Raw genomic sequence first — 20,348 nt, forward strand, 5'->3', positions numbered from 1 at the left:
CCGACGGCGCCCCGGCGGCGGACGGGCCCCTCAGCGTAGACCGTCGAAGACCGATCGAAGATTCTCCAACGCCTGTGCGACATGCGGCAGTTCCAGCGGTTCCGGAGAGGCGAGCGACTCGAGCCGCTGCTCGGCGGTGGCCCCCAGGAAGGGCGCGGTGTCCAGCCTGACGTGCAGGGCGCCCAGTTCGTCGCCGAACCGGTGTCCGCCGGGCACCGGCATGCCGAGGCGCTCGGTCAGCTGCTCCTCCAGCTCCATGGAGTCGCTGACGCCCAGCTCCGCGAGGCGGCCGCGCAGCGGCCCCAGGTCGGCGTAGAGGTGCCGGCCCGCCTGCGGGGGCCGGGAGACCGCGCCGGCCTCGACCACCGTGCGGTGCACGGCGGCCGCCGTACGCGCGTGCAGCGCCACCGCTTCCGACGCCCGCTCGGTGATCTCCGGGGGCTCGTCGAGCGCGTGCGCCGCGGCGGCGGCGACCGGAGCGGGGACGACGGCGCCGAGGGCGGTGAGGATGTCGAGGGTCCTGGCCCGCCGGGCCTCGCCCTGCTCCCCCCGAGGGAAGCGGGCGACGGAGACCGGCCAGGACGACGGAAGGAGCGCGCCGGCCAGGTCGCTCATGACCGTCACCTGCTCCGCGTACATCTCGGCGGGGCTGACCAGCACTGTCTCGTGCGGCTCGTGCACGGTGTCGCGCCAGGTCTCGTCGCTGATGATGTGCAGCCCTTCACCGACCGCCGCCTCGCACACCTCGCTCAGCATCTCCGGCGGGGTGACGGTGGCGGTCGGATCGTCGGCGACGGACAGCAGGAGCAGCCGGGGCCGGCCGCCTTCCAGCCGCACCCTGCGCACGGTCTCGAGCAGCGCGACCGGGTCCGGCACTCCGCCGCACTCCGCGGGGACGGGCACGTGGTAGGCGGGGCGCCCGAGCAGCCGCACCTGCGGCGTCCACCAGGCAGGGCACGGACGGGGCAGCAGTACGTCGCCGTCGTACGCGCCGAGCAGCGCGAACAGCAGGGACTGCGCGCCGGAAGCGGCGACGACCTCACCGGGGCGGCTGCGCAGTCCGCGCCGCCACCAGTATCCGCAGGCCGCCTCGCGCAGCGTCGGCCCGCCGCCCGGCGGCTCGCCCTCCGCCGCGTCCGCGGCGGCGGCGAGGACTGCACTCAGCTCGGGCAGAACGGGAAGCCCCGCGTCGGGGGCGGGCGGCCCGTAGCGGACGGGGCCGTGGCCCTCACGATCGGTCCCCGTCATCCCGTCCACCTCCACTGTTCGCGCCCCGGGCTCGTCTGCCCGTCCACGAGCCCTTTATACGGAGGATCGCCGCCCGGCGCCCCGTGGGAGGTCCGTACGCCGGTGCGGCGGCGTGGCGCGAGTGGCGTGCCGCGGCGCACGACACGGATCGCGTACGGCCCGGCGTGGTGGCGGCGGTCCCGGGGTAATGGCGGAACATGTCGGACGCTCACGCAACTCACCTACCAGGCACCCGGTCGATCGGCGGGCAGCCGCTCCGCGGGCGGATCACGGCGCTCCTCGGCCGATGGGACCGCAGCGTCTTCCATGCCGTGGCGGCACGGGAGTGGCCCGGTGCGGAGCCGGTGCTGCCGCGGCTGAGCCGCAGCGCCAACCACGGCCTCCTGTGGTTCGGCGCGGCCGCCGGGATAGTCGCTCTGGGCCGTGACGCGCGCTCGCGGCGCGCCGCCGTGCGGGGTGTCGCCTCCCTGGCCGTCGCCTCGGCCGTCATCAACACCGTAGGCAAGCGGTCCGTGCGCCGGGCACGGCCGCTGCTCGACGCGGTACCCGTGATACGGCAGTTGAAGCGCCAGCCGTTCACCACGTCCTTCCCTTCGGGGCACTCCGCGTCCGCCGCCGCCTTCGCGACCGGTGTCGCCCTGGAGTCGAAGGGATGGGGTGCCGCTGTGGCGCCCGTGGCGGCGTCGGTCGCCTTCTCCCGGGTCTACACGGGTGTCCACTATCCGAGCGACGTCCTGGTCGGCGCGGCGCTGGGCGTGGGTGCGGCGTTCGCGGTGCGCGGCGCGGTCCCGACGAGGTCGCAGCTGCCGAGCCCCGGCACGCCGCACGCCGACGCTCCGGAGCTGCCCGACGGCGAGGGCCTGATCGTGATCGTCAACCGGGAGTCGGGCTCCGCCGACATGGCGCCGGTCGTGCGGGCGGCACTGCCGCGGGCGGAGGTGGTGGAGTGCGCCCCCGACGAGCTGCGGGCCGAGCTGGAGAAGGCCGCGGGGCGGGGACGCGCGCTGGGCATCGTCGGCGGGGACGGGACGGTCAACAGGGCGGCGGCGGTGGCCGCGGGCCGGGGCATGCCGCTCGCCGTCTTCCCCGGAGGCACGCTCAACCACTTCGCGTACGACCTGGGCATAGAGTCAGTCGAGGACACCTGCCGGGCGCTGGCCGCGGGTGACGCGGTGCGGGTCGACCTGGGCCGGTTCACGCCGGGACCGGACGGCAGCGCGGAACCGGGCCACTTCCTCAACACCTTCAGCCTCGGCGTGTACCCGGACCTGGTGAGCGTCAGGGAACGCTGGTCGCCGCGGATCGGCGGCTGGCCCGCCGGTGTACTGGCGGCGGTGCTGGTGCTGCGCGGCCGACAGCCGCTGGAGGCGGAGGTCCAGGGCAGACGGCGGCCGATGTGGCTGCTGTTCGCGGGCAACGGCGTCTACAAGGGCGTCGGCCCGACGCCGGGCCACCGACAGAGTCTCGTGGACGGCCTGCTGGACGTCCGCGTGGTGCACGGCGGCCGGGCGCCCGGCTGGCGGCTGCTGGGAGCGGCGCTCGTCGGCAAACTGCGCCGCTCCCCCGTCCACGCGACACGGCCCCTGCGGCGGCTGCACATCGGCGGGCTGGCTCCGGGGACCCTGCTCGCCTACGACGGTGAAGTGGCCCCGGCGCCGCCGGAGTTGGTGCTGGACAAGGTCCCGGAGGCGCTGACGGTCTACCGTCCGCAGGCCCTGCTGTAGGGCCTGCGGGCCGCGTTCCGTCGTGCGGGCGGCGCGTCCTGCCGCGCGGGCGGGAGCAGCGTCCTGCCGCGGGGTCGGCGGGTCAGAAGCGCAGGACGTACCGCCGTTGCCACGGCGTCTCCACCGCACCCCGGTGGTAGTGCTCGCGCACATAGGCGACGGCGTCCTCGGCCGGGACGCCGTCCAGGACGGCAAGGCAGGCGAGTGCGGTGCCCGTGCGGCCACGTCCCCCGCCGCACGCGATCTCGACCCGCTCCGCCGCCGCGCGGGCCCATGCCTGTTCCAGCAGGCCGCGCGCCTGCGCCGGGTCGGCCGGCAGCCGGAAGTCGGGCCAGCGGATCCAGCTCGCCTCCCAGTCGGTCGCGGGAGGCCGGCGGCCGAGCAGATAGACGCCGAACTCCGGCCGCGCACCGTCCGGCAGGGGCCTGCGCAGGCCCCTGCCACGTACCAGCCGGCCACTGGGCAGCCGCATGATTCCGTCACCGTCGGAAGGCCATGTCTCCGTCACCCGGCCAGCCTATCCACCCGTGACGCCTGTCCACAATGCAAGACACGGGTCTCGAAATGCGGGACACAGGCGTAGCGTTGCGGCATCACCTCAGCAGAAGGAGACACGTCATGCCGCAGGAGACAGCCGTCTACACGCACGGGCACCACGAGTCCGTGCTGCGCTCGCACACCTGGCGCACCGCGGCGAACTCGGCCGCGTACCTCCTCGGTGAACTGCGGCCGGGGGCACAGGTGTTGGACGTGGGCTGCGGGCCCGGGACCATCACCGCCGACCTCGCGGAGCTGGTCGCGCCGGGGCGGGTCACGGCGGTGGACGCGGCGGAAGGCGTGCTCGAGCAGGCACGGGCGCACGCGGAACGACGCGGCCTGGACAACGTGCGGTTCGCCGTCGCCGACATCCACGCGCTGGACTTCCCCGACGACTCCTTCGACGTGGTCCACGCCCACCAGGTGCTCCAGCACGTCGGTGACCCGGTGCAGGCGCTGCGCGAGATGCGGCGGGTGTGCCGCCCGGGCGGGATCGTCGCGGCGCGCGACAGCGACTACGACGCTTTCGCCTGGTATCCCCGGCTCCCGGCCCTGGACGAGTGGCTCCAGCTGTACCGGCGCGTGGCCCGCGCCAACGGCGGCGAGCCCGACGCCGGCCGCAGACTGCTCTCGTGGGCCCGCGCCGCCGGCTTCACCGACATCACCCCCAGCGCGGCGACATGGTGCTTCGCCACACCGGCCGATCGCACATGGTGGAGCGGCCTGTGGGCCGACCGCACGGTCGCGTCGGTGTACGCGGAGCTCGCCGTGGAGGGCGGGCACACCACGCACAAGGAGCTGCGGACGATCGCCGACGCGTGGCGCGCCTGGGGCGACCACGACGACGCATGGTTCATGGTTCCGCACGGCGAGGTGCTCTGCCGGGTGTGATCCGCCCGGCCTTCGGGTCTGTCGGGCCCGATTCCGTCGGGCGGGATCGCCAACTACGCTCGCCCGTATGGAGATCCTCGGAACCACGCTGCGCATCTGCGTCGACGACCTGGAAGCCTCCGCCGCGTTCTACGAACGCCTCACCGGCGCCCCGCCGCTCCGGTTCGAACGCGGCGGGGTCTCCGTGGCGGCCGTCGGCTGCTTCTTGCTGATGAGCGGCCCGGAGGCGGAACTGGAGATCCTGCGGAAGGTGTCGGCGACGATCGCCGTGAAGGACGTGGACGAGGCGTACGCCACCCTCACCGGCATCGGCGCACGGGTGCTCGCCGGCCCGGTGGAGACCCCCGTCGGCCGCAATCTGATCGCCGTCCATCCCGACGGCTCGGTCTTCGAGTACGTCGACCGCAAGCAGGCCGCCTGATCCTCGCGATTCCGCCGGGCGGGCCGCGTTGCCCGGCGGGGCGCCATCTCCGTGGGCCCGCCGGGAGCCGTCCGCACTGCGAGTGCGGCTGCCGCACCGCTTCGTGGGCGAGGACATCGGTCGCGCCCCGTGAAGTGAGCCGCCGGCTTCCGTCTGAGACGCCTGTTCCCCCGGACTACGCGGTACCGCTGGTCAAGCCACCGTCTTGTCGTGCTGCCGACGCACCATCTCGTTGATCCAGGTCGGCGCGAACGGAGACGTGCAGCCAGGGGAAGTCGGGTAGTCCTTGAGCACCTCCAGGCGCTCACCGATGTCGATCGCGCGGGCGCGGTGCTCGGCGTGCTCGATCCCGATCTGGGCCAGGCAGTGGTTCATCGCCCACTGCAGGCGGTCCGGGGCGTCCTTCATCTCCGCCTCGATGACGTCGAGCAGTCCCGCGAGGTCGAGGCCGTCGGGCTTCTTCGCCACGCGTTCGGTGGTGAGCGCCCAGCCGGCACTGGCGACCACTGGATCCGGATCGGCGGACCAGGCCTGGCGCAGCTCTTCGGCGTGCGGGTTCTTCTTCACCACGTAGTTCACGAGCCAGTCGTGCACCTTGGGCGTGCGCGCCTGGCGCACCATGACGTCCAACTCGTCACGTTCGAACGCCTTCGGGCGGCAGATCAGGAGCGCCAGCAGTCTCGCCGCGGTGTCGTCCGTCTCCCAGAGCCGGCACGCGAGTTCCTGCTGCGTCTTCAGCCGCTTGGCGAGCGCGCGGAGCTTGCTGAGGTTCACGCCGTGATCGTCACCGTGTCTCTCGTTCACCGCGCGTGCCTTCGGGTCCTCGAGCTCGGCCAGCTCGGCCATCACCTCGGCCACCGTCGTCTCCGCCACCTCAGCCCTCCTGTCCGTGACGTGCGGGATGGAGCCTACGCCGGGAGGCCGGCCTCCCGGCCGGACACGCCACCGGACGCGGTCGCCCAGCGGTCGATCACCGGTACCAGCCGTCTCCCTCGTCCGCGAGGGACCGGCCGAGGTAGTCCCGCAGGTCCCGGGCGACCCGGCGACGGCTGTCGTCCTCGTGTTCCCACACGAACACGTCGGCTCGCGAGGGCTTCCGGACGAAGGCGAACTGATCGCCGCCCCCGTTGTCACCGAAGAAGAGCAGCGCGTCGAACGGCATGTACAGGTCGGCAAGCACGCTGTCCGACCAGAAGCGGAGGTTGTCCTCGACGATCCGCTCCAGGGGCCAGACCGTCTCCGCCCCGTAGTGCCCCACGATGCCGTCGGTCTCCTGCAGCAGACGCCCGAGCTCGGACGGCAGCGAGCACCTCAGCCGTTGCTCCGCGGCGGCCACCAGGGCAGCGTCGACCGGCGCGCTGAACTCGGCCTCAGGAAATGCCTGGCATGCGACGTCTCTCCACATACAGGCAGCCTAAGAGCTCCTGACACAGCCGGCTCCAGGGGCGGGGCGGACCCTCCATGGTGGCCGAAAGCCACCGCGTAGCGCCGCCGTAGGCGCCGGGTCCGTACGGGCACCGCCGACGACTACGGCACGCTCGTGGCCTACCTGACGCCCAATGGTGCGCGCGCTGGATCACCAGGACACCATCCCCGTCTCCGGCGGCATGCGCTGACGCCACGCGGTCTTCGCCGCCGACCCGAAACCGGCCGGAGCCGTTCTTCAGGGTCAGCGTGGGGTGAGGAGGCAGAACTCGTTGCCTTCCGGGTCGGCCAGAACCGTCCAGGAGATCGCGGACCGGTCGATACCAGGGTCGGTGGCGCCCAGGGCGCGGAGTCGGGCTTCCTCCGCCGCCAGGTCGTCACCGGGGTAGGGGCAGACGTCGAGGTGGACCCGGTTCCACACGCTCTTGGTGTCGGGGGTGCGGAGGAACTCCAGGTAGGGGCCGACGCCTTTGGCGGATCGCATGACCGCGTGGTCGTCGGTGACCTCGTGCAGCGTCCAGTCCATCGCCTGGCCCCAGAACCGGGCCATCCCTCGTGGGTCGGTGCAGTCGACCACCACCGCGGCGATCGGCCCGGTGTCCTGGTGGATCGGGCGGGGCTCCAGGACGCAGAACTCGTTGCCCTCCGGGTCGGCCATGACCGTCCACGGGACGTCGCCCTGACCCACGTCGGCGAGCGTCGCACCGAGATCCTTCAGGCGCGCGACCAACTCCGCCTGATGAGCGGTCGAGGTGGTGGCCAGATCAAGGTGCACCCGGTTCTTCACCGTTTTGGGTTCCGGGCGGGCGACGATGTCGATACAGACGGCCACGGGGTCGGGGTAGGCGAAACCCACGGGTTCGAGGTTGGTGACGCCGGGTCCCTCGCTGTCGACACCCCAACCGAGTGCCTCCGCCCAGAACCGGCCGAGCACGGAGTCGTCCTGAGCCTTCATATTGATCTGCACGAGTCTTGTTGCCATGCCGCAGATCCTAGAATCGGCCGCCGACCCATGCCGCCGCGATCAGACATGTGCTCGCCCCGGTACTACTGACCCGGGCAGGAGGCGGAGATCGTGGTCAGGACCGGGCATCACGATGTCGTGCTGTTGCGGGTGGGCGGAGCCTCAGCTGTTCTGGATGCGGCGGGCCGCCGCCACGAGCCCGGCGGGCAGCGCGGGGCCGGCACACGCGTGATCGATCAGCAGGGCCCGATACGAGTCGTTCGGCAGGTCCGGCGCCAGTTCGATGAGTTCACTCAGTTCGGCAGGCGAGCCGGTGAGCCGTGCCCGGTAGGCGGCTCCGGCCGCGCGGAGTGTGAGCTCGGTCGGCTCGTGCTTCATTCCCCGATCGACCAGCCGGACCGCGGCAGCGAAGTCGCCCTGCTCCGCGCGCACGTCGGCCAGGTCGAGGCAGAGCGACCAGTTCGCCGGGTCCAGGGCGAGGGCACGCTCGAACGCCGCCGCGGTCTGCTCAAGATCCCCCAGCTTGCGCCATGTGCCCGCCCGCACGACTTCCGTCAGCATGAGCCGCTCGACGGAGTCCGCCCGGTCGCAGAGGGCGAACGACGCATCGGTGAGACCGCATGCCCGCAGCAGAATCGCCATCTTGGCCAGCGCCTCCGGCAGCGGCCGGCGGGCAGCGACCGCGTCGATGGCCCGGAACCAGGGGCGGAACCGTTCCCGCATGCTTTCGGTGTCCAGACCGTGCCCGTGGTCCATCGTCCGCATTGCGGCCTCGGCCAGCGCGTCGGCACTCACCGCACCGAGAAATCGTTCGTCGCTGAACCAGGGGGCTTCGGCCCAGGCGATGTCGGGTCGCGCACCCGTGACCGAGCCGATCGCCAGCGCCGCGCCGTCCATGTCGTCCTCGAGGAGTTGATGTACGACCGCGCCAGTACCGTCCTCAACGAGCCGTCGTCCTGGACGGCCTCGGCCAGCTCCGAGGGCTTGTCCCTCCACAATTCGGCAAGAACCACATAGGGCTCGGGGTCCTCAGGCGCGGAGGCGACGGCACCCGCCAGATACTCCACGGCTGCCGCCGGGCTGCCCCCGCAGTGCGCCATCACCCGCGCGAGACCTACTCCAGCTGCTACCGCCCGATTCGACATCGCCCGAGAATAGCCCTGATCCGATCACCTTGGAACTGACTCCATGTCCGGCGGTTCAGCCCCGGATCGTCATCTCCTGGGTGATCGCCCAGCGCTCGTGGTCGCGCCAGGCGCCGTCGATGTGCAGGAAGTCGGGCGAGTAGCCCTCGAGCCGGAAGCCGACCGACCGTACGAGTCCCAGCGAAGCCGTGTTGCCGGGCTGGATGTTGGCCTCCAGGCGATGCAGCCCAAGGCCGCTTCGCGCGAAGGCGTATGCGACCAGGAGCCGCAGGCCCTCCCCCATCAGGCCGCGGCCCACGGCGTGCGCGAAGGCCCCGTAGCCGACGGCGCCGCTGAGGAACGCGCCGTGGACGATGTTGTTGATGTTGATGTACCCCGCGATCCTGCCCGCCGGGCGCTCACACACCAGGAAGCCCGCACGGGCCGGGTCCTCGATGAGCCGCCGGGCGTACCCGGCGTAGTCGTCGGGTGTCAGCGGCGGGAAGAGCCATGGCCGGTGGTGGTCCTTGCTCCGCCGCGCGGCCGCGGTGAATTCGGCGGCGTCCTCGTACGTGAGGTGGCGCAGGGCGACGCGTGTGCCGGTGGCGACGTACGGGTCGCCTGCGGAAGGCCGGGGCTCGGGCGCGGACATGGCGTCAGCTTGTCATGCGGCCCGGCTCCGAGGCCGCTCCGTTGCCAGGACGATCCCGTTCGCCGCGTCGCATCGATGAGACACTTGTCAGACAGGGACGGCGCCCCCCGACGGGATCGAACGGGGCGCCCGCACCAAGTGGTGAGCCGAGGAAGGGCCGGTCCAGTGGCAGTCAGCAGGCAGCAGCGCAGACCCGTCGTCGTCCTGTACGAGCGGATCGCGGACGCCATCCGCGAAGGCGTCTACCCGCCCGGGTCCACCCTGCCCTCGGAACCCCGGCTCGCCGGCGAGCTCGGCGTCAGCCGCCCCGCCCTGCGTGAGGCGCTGCTGCTGCTCCAGGAGGACGGCCTGCTGTCCGTACGCCGAGGGGTCGGGCGGACGGTCAACGCCCATCCGCCCCGGCGCGGTTACGAACACCTCCAGCCGCTGGAGCAGCTCCTCTCCGGCGGCGGACCGCCGCTGCGGGTGCGGCCGCTGCTGCGGACCACGGAGGAACCCACCGACTTCACCACCCAGCATCTGCTCGCGCCCGCCGGGTCCGAGCTGCGCTTCTGGGAGTCCCTGCTGAACGGCGACGGCACGACGGGGGTGCTGAGCCACGAGTGGGCCGCGCCGGAAGAGACGCTGGAGGTGGCACATCCCGCGTTCGCGGCGGCGCTGCGGGAGGCGGGGCCCGCGGTCTCGATGCTCGCCGCGCTGACCGGGGCGTCCCGCGGCATCGCCCTCACCGCGCACAGCGGCGTGAGCGCGACGCTGCTCGGCACCCGCCGCGGCCAACAGCTCGACCGGGCGGCGGACACGCCGGCGGTGCTGGTGACGCAGGTGGTGCGGGTGGGAGAGGTGCCGGTGCTGGCGGCGAAGCATGTGCTGGCGACGGGGGCGGGGTCGTTGCCGGTGCGCCAGTCGAACTGAGCGGCCGGGGGCCGCTGCGCGGCGCGTGGAACAAGCCCGCCGCGGGCGCGGCGCACAACGCCCCGTGCCGTACACTCCCCGGATGCACTTGTCTGACATCTTGCGCGCACCCAAGGCCGTCCTTCATGACCACCTCGACGGCGGTCTGCGGCCCGGGACGATCATCGAGCTGGCCCGCGCCTGCGGCTATCAGGGGCTGCCGACCGAGGACCCGGCCGCTCTCGCGGTCTGGTTCCGGGACGCCGCCGACTCGGGGTCGCTGGAGCGTTACCTCGAGACCTTCGCCCACACCTGTGCGGTGATGCAGACCCGCGAGGCGCTGGAGCGTGTCGCCGCCGAGTGTGCGGAGGATCTGGCGGCGGACGGTGTCGTGTACGCCGAGGTGCGGTACGCGCCCGAGCAGCACCAGGAGAGGGGCCTCGGGCTCGACGAGGTCGTGGACGCGGTCAACGCGGGGCTGCGGGAGGGTGAGCGGCGCAGCGGTGGGAGGATCACCGTGCGCGCGCTGCTCACCGGCATGCGGCACACCGAACGTTCCCTGGAGATCGCCGAGTTGACGGTCGCCCACCGCGACCGCGGCGTCGCCGGGTTCGACATAGCGGGCGGTGAGGTCGGCAATCCGCCGGCCCGCCACCTCGCCGCCTTCCAGCACCTGCGGCGTCACAACTGCCACTTCACGATCCACGCCGGCGAGGCGGTCGGCGCCGAGTCGATCCATGAGGCCGTGCAGGTGTGCGGCGCCGAGCGGATCGGTCACGGTGTCCGTATCACGGACGACATCCAGGTCCACGACGACGGCACGGCCACGCTCGGCCGTCTCGCCTCCTACGTGCGCGACAACCGCATCGCCCTGGAGGTCTGCCCGACGTCCAACCTCCAGACGGGTGCGGCGAAGTCGTACGACACGCATCCCATCGACCTGCTGCGCCGGCTCGGCTTCCGCGTCACGCTCAACACCGACAACCGTCTCGTCTCGGGCACCACCATGAGCGAGGAGTTCCGGCACATGGTGGACGCCTTCGGCTACGGACCCGCGGTGTTCGAGGAGTTCACGGTCGCTGCGGTGGAGTCGGCGTTCCTGCCGCTGCCTGAGCGGCAGCGGCTGATCGACGAGGTGATCCGGCCCGGGTACGCGGCCCTCGGCGCGTAGTCAGGACAGGGAGCCTTGGACGACGGGGAGTTCGAGCACCCCGGTGTCGCCGGGCTCGCTGACGACCGTGACGGGCTTGACGCCGCGGTTTCCGAAGTACGCCGTGTCGCTCGCGGCGATGACGAACTCCAGCCGGTGTCCGGCTTCGTAGCGGTGCACGATGCCCGGCAGCTCCACCGTGAACGCCTTGGTCACGTCCGGTACCCGGACCGGCGCGACCAGGCGGTTCACCAGGGTCTTGGTGCCGTTCGGCGCGATGTCGTAGACCTTGGCGAACAGCACCAGCTTGTCGGCGGCGTCCCCGGAGTGCTGGACGCGTTCCGTCCGGGGCGAGACCACCTCGAGCCGGGCCCGTGGGGCGCCCACCACGTCGACTGCCGACTTCAGCGGCTCGCTCCGCCAGCCCAGGTGGGTCCCCCTCATGTCGTACGGCTGGGGGTCGGGCACGCCGATGATGCCGGAGAGCGAGGACTCCGAGTGGCTGGTCGGCACGAGCAGGTTGGTGTAGGTGCGGCTGCCACGGGCGACCTTCGCGCGGGTGTCGACGAGTTTGCCGTCGCCGGACAGGTAGAGCTTCTGCGAGAGGGAGGGCACGGCGGCCGCTTCGCCGTAGCCGCTCTGCCAGTCGCGGTAGTAGGCGAAGTCGGGGCCGGTGTCCACGGCGGTGTTCTTGTGCAGGTACCGGTCGAACCAGGCGAGGATGCGCCGGCCCACGTAGCTCGACTCGAGGTTTCCCTCGCCGAGGTCGAGCTCTCCGGACGCGGGGTCGGTCATGCCGCCGCTGTGTCCCCATGACTGCCAGATCATCTTGGTCTCGGTGCCCTCGGCCTTCAGCGTCCGGTAGCTGTCCTGCGCCTCGTTGAGGGTGAACAGACTGTCGGCCTGCCCCTGGATCAGCAGCGTGGGCGCTTCGACGCGCGGCAGATAGGAGACGGGCGAGACGCTGCGGGCGAAGGTCCGCATGGCGTCGACCCGGTCGGCGGGATAGCGGCCGGAGTTGAGCAGACGCAGCGTGTCGCAGGCCTCGGCGACGAAGTGGAGGCACTGGAGCGAGCCGAAGCGCGAGGGATCCAGGCTCGGGTTCGTCAGCGGCTGTCCCTCCCCGATCAGCCAGAAGCCGTCGGCCCACTGCCATTTGAAGGCGCCCGGCACGGTCGTCGCGACCGCGTTGTTGGGGTCGAGGGAGTGGTTGAGGTCGTTCCAGGTGATCACGGGGACGAGGGCGTCGACCCGGTGGTCCACCGCGGCGGTGGCCAGCTGGATCGCCCCGCCGTACGAGCCGCCGATCATGCCGACGCGCGGGTCTCCGTGGCCGTCCCTGGTCACGAAGTCGGCCGTCGTGCCGTCGTCGGCGGCGCGCTTCCCGGCAAGGAAGTCGACGAGCCGGGAGGCGGCTCTGCCGTCGATGTCCGGGTCGTCAAGGGAGATCAGACAGCCGGAAGCGCCGAAGCCCAGACCGGAGTAGGCCAGCGCGACATAGCCGCGAGCGGCGAAGGCCCGGGCCGTGGCGTCCGTCGAGCCGTCGGCCTTGCTGCCGCCGAAGCCGTTGGTGGTGAGGACGGCGGGAGCGGTCCGCTGCCGGTCGAGGCCGGCCGGGCGATAGAGGTCGGCGTCGATCACGCAGGTCCTGCCGCCTGCCTGGACGGTGAACTTCAGTGCCGTGACGCTGTACGCGGGCTGCGGCGTCTGATCGGCCGTGGCGGTGGAGGTGAACACGAGTGGCGCGAGGAGGGCCGCTCCTGCGGCCAGGGCGAGGGCCTTGCGGCTTCGGGGCAGGGCACGGGACACAAGGACCTCCACATCGAGGACGCCACGACCGGGGCCGCCGTGCCCGAGGTCGACATGACCCAACTCGCCATACCGACCGGTAAGTAGGCGGCCGACGCCCATGCTGCGGGACATGTCAAAGGCACGTCAACGCTCGTGCGTGAGGTTGTCGACAGAAGTTCAGCAATGGATCGGACCAGCGTCGGATCAAACCGACGTTTGATCAGACCAGCGCCGGCACGTCGAGCGTCAGCGTCCCCGCGTCCGCGTCCAGTACGGCCGGGACACCGAGCGGCATCGTGAGGTTCGTGGGGCCGTGGCCGAAGCCGAACTCCTCGACGACCGGGACGCCCAGCCCGCCGAGCCGGTCGGCGAGGACCGCGCGGATCTGCTCGTAAGGACCGCATTGCGCCCAGGAGCCGAGGACGACGCCCGCGACGCCGTCCAGCCACTCGGCACGCAGGAGCTGCGTGAGGATCCGGTCGAGGCGGTAGTCCTCCTCCTCCACGTCCTCGATCAGCAGCAGTCCGCCCCGGGCGGACGGCCGGGCGTGGGGTGTACCCAGGTCCGCGGCGATCAGCGAGACGCAGCCGCCGAGGGTGACGCCGCGGGCGCGGCCGGACACCATGGGGCGGACGTCCGTCAGGCCGTGGAGCTGCCGCACGGTCTCCGGCTCGAAGAGCGTGGCGCGCAGCGCGTCCTGGGTGCGGGTGTCCTTGAGGAAGGTCTCCGTGCCGGTCATCGGGCCGTGCAGGGTGGCGAGTCCCATCCGCACCGCGAACGCCTCGTGGAGCGCGGTGATGTCGCTGTAGCCGACGAAGACCTTGGGCCCGGCGGCGCGCATCGCGTCCCAGTCGGCGAGGTCCACCATCCGCTGGACGCCGTACCCGCCGCGTGCGCAGATCACGGCGGAGACCGACGGGTCGCACCACGCCTGGGTGAGGTCGCGGGCACGGGCCTCGTCCGTCCCCGCGAGATACCCCAGCTCCGGGTGCGTCTCGCGGACATGCGGCATGACGACGGGGTCGAGGTCCCAGCCGCGCAGGATGTCCAGACCGGCGTCGAGGCGCTCGTCCGGTACGGGACCGCTGGGGGCGACGACGGCGACCCGGTCCCCGGCACGCAGACGCTTCGGACGGGTGAGCGGCTCCAGGTTCATTTCCTCAGCTCCAGCAGGGGGACATCGGAACGGGTGACGCCGAAGGTCTGGGCGTACAGCGACAGTTCGGCCTCGAGCGCCCGGACCAAGGTGTCGGCCCTGCGGAATCCGTGCCCCTCGCCCTCGAAGGCGATGTACGCGTGCGGGATCCGGCGTCCCGCCAACTGCTCCAGGAACCGTTCGCACTGCACCGGCGGGCAGATCACGTCGTCCAGGCCCTGCAGCAGCAGGAAGGGCGCGGTGATGTGGTCGACGTGGTTGATCGGCGACCGTTCCCGGTAGCGGGCGGGGACTTCGTCGAGCGGGCCGACCAGCGACTCCAGGTACCGCGACTCGAAGTCGTGGGTCTCCCCCGTGGCCCAGGCGAAGAGGTCGAGGATCGGGAAGATGACCGTGCCGCAGGCGTACACATCGGTGGTGGCGAGCGAGGCCGCGGCGGTCCAGCCGCCGGCGCTGCCGCCGCGGATCGCCAGCCGGGCGGGGTCCGCGGTCCCCTCGTCGGCGAGCGCCTGCGCGACGGCCGCGCAGTCCTCGACGTCGACGACGCCCCACTGCTCCTTGAGCCGGTCGCGGTACTCCCGGCCGTAACCGGTGGAGCCGCCGTAGTTGACCTCGGCCACCCCGATGCCTCGGGAGGTGAAGTAGGCGATCTCCAGGTCGAGCACGAGCCCCGCGCGACCGGTCGGGCCGCCGTGCGCCCGGACGACGAACGGCGGCAGCTCATCGTCGGGCGCCACCCGGTCGGGGCTGTGCGGCGGGTAGATGTGGGCGTGGATCTCGCGGTGCCCGGGCCCGGTGAAGGTACGGATCTGCGGCTCCGGGTAGTACGCCGGGTCCACCGGGTCGTCGTGCGGGCTGCCGACGACCCGGGCGCGACCGGTACGTGTGTCGAGCTCCACGATCTCGTACGCGCTGCGCGGGCTGGCCGCCACGCCGAACACCCGGTCGCCGTGCACGGCGAGGGTCGGCGCCCACTCGCTCCACGGCCCCGGGGCGTCGACGAGTTCGCCGGTCTCCGGGTCCAGTATCCCGAGCGCGGTCGCCCCCTTGCCGTGGATGACGGCGATCAGTCCGCCGGGCAGCGGCAGGAACCACTGCGAGCCGATCTTCCACAGCGGCCCGCCGAACTCCTCGCCGCGGCCCGGGCACAGCGGTGTGCGCCCCTCGGAGTCCAGGGCGCCGGGCCTGATGCGCTGGAGTTCCCACCATCCGCTGCCGTCGGCGCTGAACAGGAGGGAGCCGTCCGGGGCCCATTCGACCTGGGCGACCGACTCGTCGCTCTCGCCGGCCACCGGCCGTACGTTCTGATACGGACCGTTTTCCGTCACGTCACCGACCATGACGACGGTGCCGTCCCACGGCATCCGCGGATGGTCCCAGGCGATCCATGCCGCCCTGGTCCCGTCGGGCGACAGCCGCGGCCCGGTGACGAAATGGTGTCGGCCGTCGCTGAGTTCCCGTACCGCGGACCTGTCGCCGGCCGCGGAGCCGTCCAGCGGTACGGCGGCGATGACCCGGCGGACGTCGGTGGGCGAGGGTCCGGTGAACTCCTCGAGGACGCACCACACCTCGCCGCGCTCCGGCCGCAGTTGCGGATCGGCCCAGCGCAGTCCGCCGCCGAGGTCCGACACGGGGGTGAGGGGCCGCGGTTCGGCGTCGGGCCGGTCGGGCTCGTAGGCGTAGAGCCGCTGGTCGGGGAAGTGGACGAACACGACGAGCGGGCCCAGCTCCGCGCGGTCGACGCCCGCCCAGGGGATGCCGCCGTACTCGATGACGCGGCTGCGGACGTTCCACGGGGCGGGGAGCACCGATTCCTCGGCGCCGTCGGGTCGCCGGCGCACCAGGGCGCGTCTGCCGCCCTCCGCCGGGCGGGGCGCGGTCCACCACACCTCGTCGCCGACGACGCCGAGATACTCGGGGCGTCCGTCGTGCGACGCGGCGAGGGCCGCGTCGATCGGCGACGGCCAGGTTCCGTAGGCCCCGGTGGGCACCATGTCCGTTCCCCCTAAGCGGTCTGCAGATAGTGGTCGAGGACCCGGACGCCGAAGTGGAGGGCGTCGACGGGGACGCGCTCGTCGACGCCGTGGAAGAGCGCCTGGTAGTCGAAGCCTGGCGGCAGCTTCAGCGGTGAGAAGCCGTAGCCGGTGATGCCGAGCCGGGCGAACTGCTTGGCGTCGGTGCCGCCCGACATGCAGAACGGGACCACATGGGCGTCCGGGTCGAAGGCCTCGATCGCGGCGCGGAGTTTGGCGAAGGTCGGGGAGTCGACCGGCGCCTGGAGGGCGATCTCGTTGTGGTAGAAGTCCCAGTGGACGTCGGGGCCGGTGAGCGCGTCCATGGTCGCGTGGAACTCTTCGTCGGTGCCGGGGAGGATCCGCCCGTCCACGTAGGCGGTGGCGTTCCCGGGGATGACGTTGAGTTTGTAACCGGCGTTGAGCATCGTCGGGTTGGAGCTGTTGCGCACCGTCGCCTCGACGAGCCCCGCGGCCGGGCCGAGCTTGGCGAGCAGCTCGTCGACGTCGAAGCCGGTGGTCTCCAGGTCCGTCCTGGTCACATCGATGCCGTGGAGCGCGGCGAGTTCGAGCAGGGCGGCCTTCACGGTCGGTGTGAGGCGTACCGGCCAGTGGTGTTCGCCGATCCGGGCGACCGCTGCGGCGAGCCGGGTCACGGCGTTCTCGCGGTTGACCTTGGAGCCGTGGCCCGCCCTGCCGTCCGCGGTGAGCCTCATCCAGGCCGTGCCGCGTTCACCGGCGGCGACGGGGTAGAGCGCCATGTCGGGGCCGGCGTGGAAGGTGTAGGCGCCGGATTCGCTGATGCCTTCGGTGCAGCCGTCGAAGAGGTCGGCGTGCTCGGCGGCGAGGAAGCCGGAACCGTCCTCGGCGCTGGCCTCCTCGTCGGCGGTGTACGCGATCACGATGTCGCGGCGTGGCCGGATGCCGTGCCGGGCCCAGGCCCGCACGACCGCGAGGACCATGGCGTCCATGTTCTTCATGTCGACGGCGCCGCGGCCCCAGACCACTCCGTCACGGACCTCGCCCGAGAAGGGGTGGACGGTCCAGTCGGCGGGCTCCGCGGGGACCACGTCGAGGTGGCCGTGGACGAGGAGCGCGTCGGCGCCCGGGTCCCAGCCTTCGTAGCGGGCCACCACGTTGGTGCGGCCGGGGGTGCGCTCCAGCAGCACCGGATCGAGCCCCGCGTTGACCAGCCGCTCGGCGACGTACTCGGCGGCGGGCCGCTCACGGCAGTCGCCGCCGCCCCGGTTGGTGGTGTCGATGCGGATGAGCTCGGAAGTGAAGGTCACCACCTCGTCGAGGGCGCGGGCGTCGATGGGGGTGTCTGTCACGTCAGCCATACTGCTCCTCCACGGCAGCGGAGACGATCGTCGTGACCGCCTTGAATGTGCGGATGCCCTCGTACATCGTCCCGCTGGTGTACACCACCCGCCTCTCTCCCCGGGCCCTTGCCACGCCCGGGACGACGGTGGCCGCCGCCGCGAGGTGCTCGGCGTCGAACTCGAGCTCGACGGTGAACGGTCCGCCTTCGACGGGCGCGTGGCGTACGGCGAGGCCGGCGGCCTCCTTGGCCGCGGCACGGATGTCCGGCGCGGTGCGGGCGGGGGTCCGGCAGACCGCCGCGTAGCGCGAAACATGGTCCTTGACCGCGACCTTGAGCGCGCCGGGGGCGTAGCCGAGCGCGTCCTCGCAGGTGAGGTCGTCGCCGGTGACGAGGACGACGGGGACGCCGTATTCGGCGACGACGTGGGCGTTGAGCAGACCCTCGCTCGCGCGGACGCCGTTCAGCCAGACGCCGGTGATGGAGTTGGCGAGGTAGGTGTGGGCCAGGACGCCTTCCGTGCCGGCGCCGGTGTGGTAGCCGATGAAGGCGATGCCATCGACGTCGCCGTGCTGGACGCCCTCGACCATGGACAGCGACTTGTGACGCCCGGTGAGCATCTCGGCCCGTTCGTCGAGTTCCTCGAGGAGGAGGTTGCGCATCGTCCAGTGTGCCTCGTTGATCAGCACCTCGTCGGCGCCGCCGTCGAAGAAGCCGAGAACGGCCGCGTTCACGTCGGAGGTGAACAGGGAGCGGCAGCGTTCCCACTGGGGTGTGCCGGGCAGGACGTCGGCCGGCCATGTCACCCCCGTGGCACCCTCCATGTCGGCGCTGATGAGGATCTTCACGGCTCTCTCCGTTCCGCCACGGCCACGCTGCCAGAAGTGCACCTTACGACAGCGTGGCCGTGGAGCGGAGGGGCTGGTCACCCCGCGTCCCGGCCGCTCCGGGGAGCGGCCGGGTACGGCCCGCTAGCCGAGGACCTTCTCCAAGGAGGCGAGGGCCGACCCGAGTTCCTCACGGGTGATCGTCAGCGGGGGCGCGATCCGGATGGTGGAGCCGTGGGTGTCCTTCACGAGGATGCCCTCGGCGATCAGCCGCTCGCTGATCTCCCGGCCGCTGCCGATGGCCGGGTCGACGTCGACGCCCGCCCACAGCCCGCGGGAGCGGAAGCCGACGACGCCCTTGCCCACCAGCGCGGTGAGACCCTCCCGCAGCACCTCGCCCAGCTCGGCGGCCCTGCGCTGGAACTCTCCGGTGGCCAGCAGGTCGACCACGGCGGAACCGACCGCGGCGGCCAGCGGGTTGCCGCCGAACGTGGAGCCGTGCTCGCCGGGACGCAGCACGCCCAGCACGTCCCGGCGCGCCACGACCGCGGAGACGGGGACGATGCCGCCGCCGAGGGCCTTGCCGAGCAGCAGCATGTCGGGGACGACCGACTCGTGGTCGACGGCGAGGGTCGTGCCGGTGCGTCCGAGACCGGACTGGATCTCGTCGGCGATGAACAGGCAGCCGGCCCGCCGGGTCAGCTCGCGCACGCCGGCGAGGTAGCCGTCGTCGGGGATGAGGACGCCCGCCTCGCCCTGGATCGGCTCGATGAGCACGGCGGCCGTGGTCTCGTCGATCGCGTTCTCGAGCGCGGCCAGGTCGTTGTAGGGAACGATGCGGAAACCGGGCGTGAAGGGGCCGAAGCCGCCGCGCGCCGACTCGTCGGTGGAGAAGCTGACGATGGTGGTGGTGCGGCCGTGGAAGTTGCCGTCGGCGACGATGATCGTCGCCCGGTCGGGTGCGACGCCCTTGACCTCGTAGGCCCATTTACGGGCGACCTTGACCGCGCTCTCGACGGCCTCCGCGCCGGTGTTCATCGGCAGGGTCATCTCGAGGCCGGTGAGCTCCGCGAGACCTTCCGCGAAGCCGGCGAGCCGGTCGTTGTGGAAGGCGCGCGAGGTGAGGGTGACCTCGTCGAGCTGGCGGTGGGCGGCGGCGACGAGGCCGGGGTGGCGGTGGCCGAAGTTGAGCGCCGAGTAGCCGGCCAGCATGTCGAGGTAGCGGCGGCCCTCGACGTCCTCGACCCAGACGCCTTCGGCGCGTGCGACGACGACGGGCAGCGGATGGTAGTTGTGCGCCAGCGCCGTGTTCTCGGCGCGGATGAGCTCCTCGGAGGAGCGCTGCGTGCGTACGGGGGTGAGAGTCATGCGCGGATCTCCTGAGTGCAGCACTTGATGCCGCCGCCGGCCTTGTGGAATTCGGACATGTCTACGGGGACGGGCTCGTAGCCGTGTTCGGCGAGCTGTCCGACGAGTGCCTTCGCCTGCGGGGCCACGAGGACGTGGCGGCCGTCGGACACGGAGTTGAGGCCGAAGGCCATGGCGTCCTCGCGGGTGGCGATCACCGCGTCGGGGAACAACCGCCGCAGCACCGCGAGGCTGCCCGGCGAGAACGCCTCCGGGTAGAAGGCGATGTTCGCGTCGTGCCCGTCGCTCCCCTCGTCGAGGACGAACAGGGCGGTGTCGAGGTGGTAGAAGTACGGGTCGACGAGCTGGAGGCCGATCACCGGTACGCCGAAGAACTCCTGCACCTCGCGGTGGGCCTCTGTGGTCGTACGGAATCCGGTGCCGGCCAGGATGTGGCCGCCGACGGGGACGAGGTCGCCCTCGCCCTCGCACACCGACCCGGGCCGGTGCACGTCGAACCCGGCGACCTTGAACCAGGCCGCGTACGCCTCTTCCTCCGGCCGGCGCTGCGGCGCGTGGAAGCGGGAGCCGAAGACCTTGCCGTCGAGGACCAGTGCGCAGTTGGCGGCGAAGACCATGTCGGGCAGTTCTGCGTGGGGCTCCACGGACTCGACCTTGTGGCCGAGAGCGCGGTAGGCGTCGGTCAGGGCGTTCCACTGGGACCGGGCGAGGTCCTGATCGACCTCGGTGTTCTCGCTCATCCACGGATTGATGGCGTACTTCACGTCGAAGTAACGGGGTTCGCAGACCAGGTAACGCCTGGGGCGAGGCACGCGGCTGGGTGGCACCCGGGGTTCCTCCCGATTC

The 20,348-nt window shown here is 72.0% G+C and carries 19 protein-coding genes; 5 read left to right on the forward strand and 14 right to left on the reverse strand.

Features of this window, described 5'->3' with window-relative positions:
- Window positions 1-30 precede the first annotated feature (30 nt).
- The gene (locus tag ACIPJI_RS18375; protein WP_402247316.1) at window positions 31-1,248 is read right to left on the reverse strand and encodes an aminotransferase class I/II-fold pyridoxal phosphate-dependent enzyme; all 1,218 of its coding nucleotides are present in this window, start codon (window positions 1,246-1,248) and stop codon (window positions 31-33) included.
- A 197-nt stretch (window positions 1,249-1,445) separates the two neighbouring features.
- Between ACIPJI_RS18375 and ACIPJI_RS18380 the strand changes: the two genes are divergently transcribed.
- Window positions 1,446-2,972, forward strand: a complete 1,527-nt coding sequence (locus ACIPJI_RS18380) for a phosphatase PAP2 family protein (RefSeq protein WP_356620038.1) — start codon at window positions 1,446-1,448, stop codon at window positions 2,970-2,972.
- Window positions 2,973-3,054: 82 nt separating this feature from the next.
- Here ACIPJI_RS18380 and ACIPJI_RS18385 read toward each other — a convergent pair whose 3' ends face one another.
- Window positions 3,055-3,480, reverse strand: a complete 426-nt coding sequence (locus ACIPJI_RS18385; protein WP_356620040.1) for a protein-tyrosine phosphatase family protein — start codon at window positions 3,478-3,480, stop codon at window positions 3,055-3,057.
- 110 nt (window positions 3,481-3,590) lie between these two features.
- On the opposite strand from ACIPJI_RS18385, the gene ACIPJI_RS18390 reads away from it, so the two are divergent.
- Both ACIPJI_RS18390 and ACIPJI_RS18395 read left to right on the forward strand, forming a co-directional pair.
- Window positions 3,591-4,400 (forward strand): methyltransferase domain-containing protein, encoded by an 810-nt coding sequence (locus ACIPJI_RS18390; RefSeq protein WP_402247319.1) that lies wholly within the window; start codon window positions 3,591-3,593, stop codon window positions 4,398-4,400.
- A 67-nt stretch (window positions 4,401-4,467) separates the two neighbouring features.
- Complete coding sequence (locus ACIPJI_RS18395; RefSeq protein WP_307709293.1) at window positions 4,468-4,821, forward strand: VOC family protein; 354 nt, start codon at window positions 4,468-4,470, stop codon at window positions 4,819-4,821.
- A 192-nt stretch (window positions 4,822-5,013) separates the two neighbouring features.
- Here the strand turns inward: ACIPJI_RS18395 and ACIPJI_RS18400 are convergent, their stop codons facing one another.
- From ACIPJI_RS18400 to ACIPJI_RS18420, 5 genes are all read right to left on the reverse strand, one after another.
- Window positions 5,014-5,694: a DNA alkylation repair protein gene (locus ACIPJI_RS18400; protein ID WP_402247321.1), complete on the reverse strand. Its 681-nt coding sequence runs from the start codon at window positions 5,692-5,694 to the stop codon at window positions 5,014-5,016.
- Between the two features lie 97 nt (window positions 5,695-5,791).
- Entirely contained in the window at window positions 5,792-6,226 is a 435-nt protein-coding gene (locus ACIPJI_RS18405) for an SMI1/KNR4 family protein (protein ID WP_402247323.1), read from the reverse strand.
- Window positions 6,227-6,490: 264 nt separating this feature from the next.
- Entirely contained in the window at window positions 6,491-7,228 is a 738-nt protein-coding gene (locus tag ACIPJI_RS18410; RefSeq protein WP_307709291.1) for a VOC family protein, read from the reverse strand.
- Between the two features lie 144 nt (window positions 7,229-7,372).
- Window positions 7,373-8,107 (reverse strand): tetratricopeptide repeat protein, encoded by a 735-nt coding sequence (locus ACIPJI_RS18415; protein ID WP_402247325.1) that lies wholly within the window; start codon window positions 8,105-8,107, stop codon window positions 7,373-7,375.
- A gap of 303 nt (window positions 8,108-8,410) precedes the next feature.
- Window positions 8,411-8,986 carry a GNAT family N-acetyltransferase gene (locus tag ACIPJI_RS18420; RefSeq protein WP_402247327.1) on the reverse strand — a complete coding sequence of 192 codons (576 nt, stop codon included), beginning with the start codon at window positions 8,984-8,986 and terminating at the stop codon, window positions 8,411-8,413.
- Window positions 8,987-9,151: 165 nt separating this feature from the next.
- On the opposite strand from ACIPJI_RS18420, the gene ACIPJI_RS18425 reads away from it, so the two are divergent.
- Window positions 9,152-9,898, forward strand: a complete 747-nt coding sequence (locus tag ACIPJI_RS18425; protein WP_402247329.1) for a GntR family transcriptional regulator — start codon at window positions 9,152-9,154, stop codon at window positions 9,896-9,898.
- Window positions 9,899-9,980: 82 nt separating this feature from the next.
- Entirely contained in the window at window positions 9,981-11,048 is a 1,068-nt protein-coding gene (locus ACIPJI_RS18430; RefSeq protein WP_402247332.1) for an adenosine deaminase, read from the forward strand.
- Here the strand turns inward: ACIPJI_RS18430 and ACIPJI_RS18435 are convergent, their stop codons facing one another.
- The 7 genes from ACIPJI_RS18435 to ddaH all read right to left on the reverse strand — a co-directional run bounded on the left by ACIPJI_RS18435 (window position 11,049) and on the right by ddaH (window position 20,329).
- Window positions 11,049-12,848 (reverse strand): CocE/NonD family hydrolase, encoded by a 1,800-nt coding sequence (locus ACIPJI_RS18435; RefSeq protein ID WP_402247710.1) that lies wholly within the window; start codon window positions 12,846-12,848, stop codon window positions 11,049-11,051.
- 190 nt (window positions 12,849-13,038) lie between these two features.
- On the reverse strand, window positions 13,039-13,974 hold the full coding sequence (locus ACIPJI_RS18440; RefSeq protein WP_402247334.1) for an LD-carboxypeptidase: 936 nt from the start codon (window positions 13,972-13,974) through the stop codon (window positions 13,039-13,041).
- The gene (locus tag ACIPJI_RS18445; RefSeq protein WP_402247335.1) at window positions 13,971-15,968 is read right to left on the reverse strand and encodes an LpqB family beta-propeller domain-containing protein; all 1,998 of its coding nucleotides are present in this window, start codon (window positions 15,966-15,968) and stop codon (window positions 13,971-13,973) included. The genes ACIPJI_RS18440 and ACIPJI_RS18445 overlap by 4 nt, the downstream gene beginning before the upstream one ends.
- A gap of 11 nt (window positions 15,969-15,979) precedes the next feature.
- The gene (locus ACIPJI_RS18450) at window positions 15,980-17,326 is read right to left on the reverse strand and encodes a M20/M25/M40 family metallo-hydrolase (RefSeq protein WP_356620061.1); all 1,347 of its coding nucleotides are present in this window, start codon (window positions 17,324-17,326) and stop codon (window positions 15,980-15,982) included.
- Window positions 17,319-18,155 (reverse strand): M55 family metallopeptidase, encoded by an 837-nt coding sequence (locus ACIPJI_RS18455; RefSeq protein WP_402247336.1) that lies wholly within the window; start codon window positions 18,153-18,155, stop codon window positions 17,319-17,321. The genes ACIPJI_RS18450 and ACIPJI_RS18455 overlap by 8 nt, the downstream gene beginning before the upstream one ends.
- Window positions 18,156-18,278: 123 nt before the next feature.
- Window positions 18,279-19,502: an ornithine--oxo-acid transaminase gene (rocD, locus tag ACIPJI_RS18460; protein ID WP_402247338.1), complete on the reverse strand. Its 1,224-nt coding sequence runs from the start codon at window positions 19,500-19,502 to the stop codon at window positions 18,279-18,281.
- The gene (gene ddaH, locus ACIPJI_RS18465) at window positions 19,499-20,329 is read right to left on the reverse strand and encodes a dimethylargininase (protein ID WP_307709281.1); all 831 of its coding nucleotides are present in this window, start codon (window positions 20,327-20,329) and stop codon (window positions 19,499-19,501) included. Before ddaH ends, rocD begins: the two co-directional genes overlap by 4 nt.
- Window positions 20,330-20,348: the final 19 nt, after the last annotated feature.

It is taken from the genome of Streptomyces sp. NPDC086835 (genome assembly GCF_044745705.1).
In the GTDB taxonomy this organism is placed as follows: Bacteria; Actinomycetota; Actinomycetes; order Streptomycetales; family Streptomycetaceae; genus Streptomyces.

Coding starts and splice junctions, on each gene's coding strand:
- ACIPJI_RS18395 (WP_307709293.1), top strand. CDS start 4,468: ATGGAGATCCTCGGAACCACGCTGCGCATCTGCGTCGACGACCTGGAA.
- ACIPJI_RS18430 (WP_402247332.1), top strand. CDS start 9,981: ATGCACTTGTCTGACATCTTGCGCGCACCCAAGGCCGTCCTTCATGAC.
- rocD (WP_402247338.1), bottom strand. CDS start 19,502: ATGACTCTCACCCCCGTACGCACGCAGCGCTCCTCCGAGGAGCTCATC.
- ACIPJI_RS18440 (WP_402247334.1), bottom strand. CDS start 13,974: ATGAACCTGGAGCCGCTCACCCGTCCGAAGCGTCTGCGTGCCGGGGAC.
- ACIPJI_RS18405 (WP_402247323.1), bottom strand. CDS start 6,226: ATGTGGAGAGACGTCGCATGCCAGGCATTTCCTGAGGCCGAGTTCAGC.
- ACIPJI_RS18445 (WP_402247335.1), bottom strand. CDS start 15,968: ATGGTGCCCACCGGGGCCTACGGAACCTGGCCGTCGCCGATCGACGCG.
- ACIPJI_RS18415 (WP_402247325.1), bottom strand. CDS start 8,107: ATGGACGGCGCGGCGCTGGCGATCGGCTCGGTCACGGGTGCGCGACCC.
- ACIPJI_RS18390 (WP_402247319.1), top strand. CDS start 3,591: ATGCCGCAGGAGACAGCCGTCTACACGCACGGGCACCACGAGTCCGTG.
- ACIPJI_RS18450 (WP_356620061.1), bottom strand. CDS start 17,326: ATGGCTGACGTGACAGACACCCCCATCGACGCCCGCGCCCTCGACGAG.
- ACIPJI_RS18410 (WP_307709291.1), bottom strand. CDS start 7,228: ATGGCAACAAGACTCGTGCAGATCAATATGAAGGCTCAGGACGACTCC.
- ACIPJI_RS18375 (WP_402247316.1), bottom strand. CDS start 1,248: ATGACGGGGACCGATCGTGAGGGCCACGGCCCCGTCCGCTACGGGCCG.
- ACIPJI_RS18380 (WP_356620038.1), top strand. CDS start 1,446: ATGTCGGACGCTCACGCAACTCACCTACCAGGCACCCGGTCGATCGGC.
- ACIPJI_RS18420 (WP_402247327.1), bottom strand. CDS start 8,986: ATGTCCGCGCCCGAGCCCCGGCCTTCCGCAGGCGACCCGTACGTCGCC.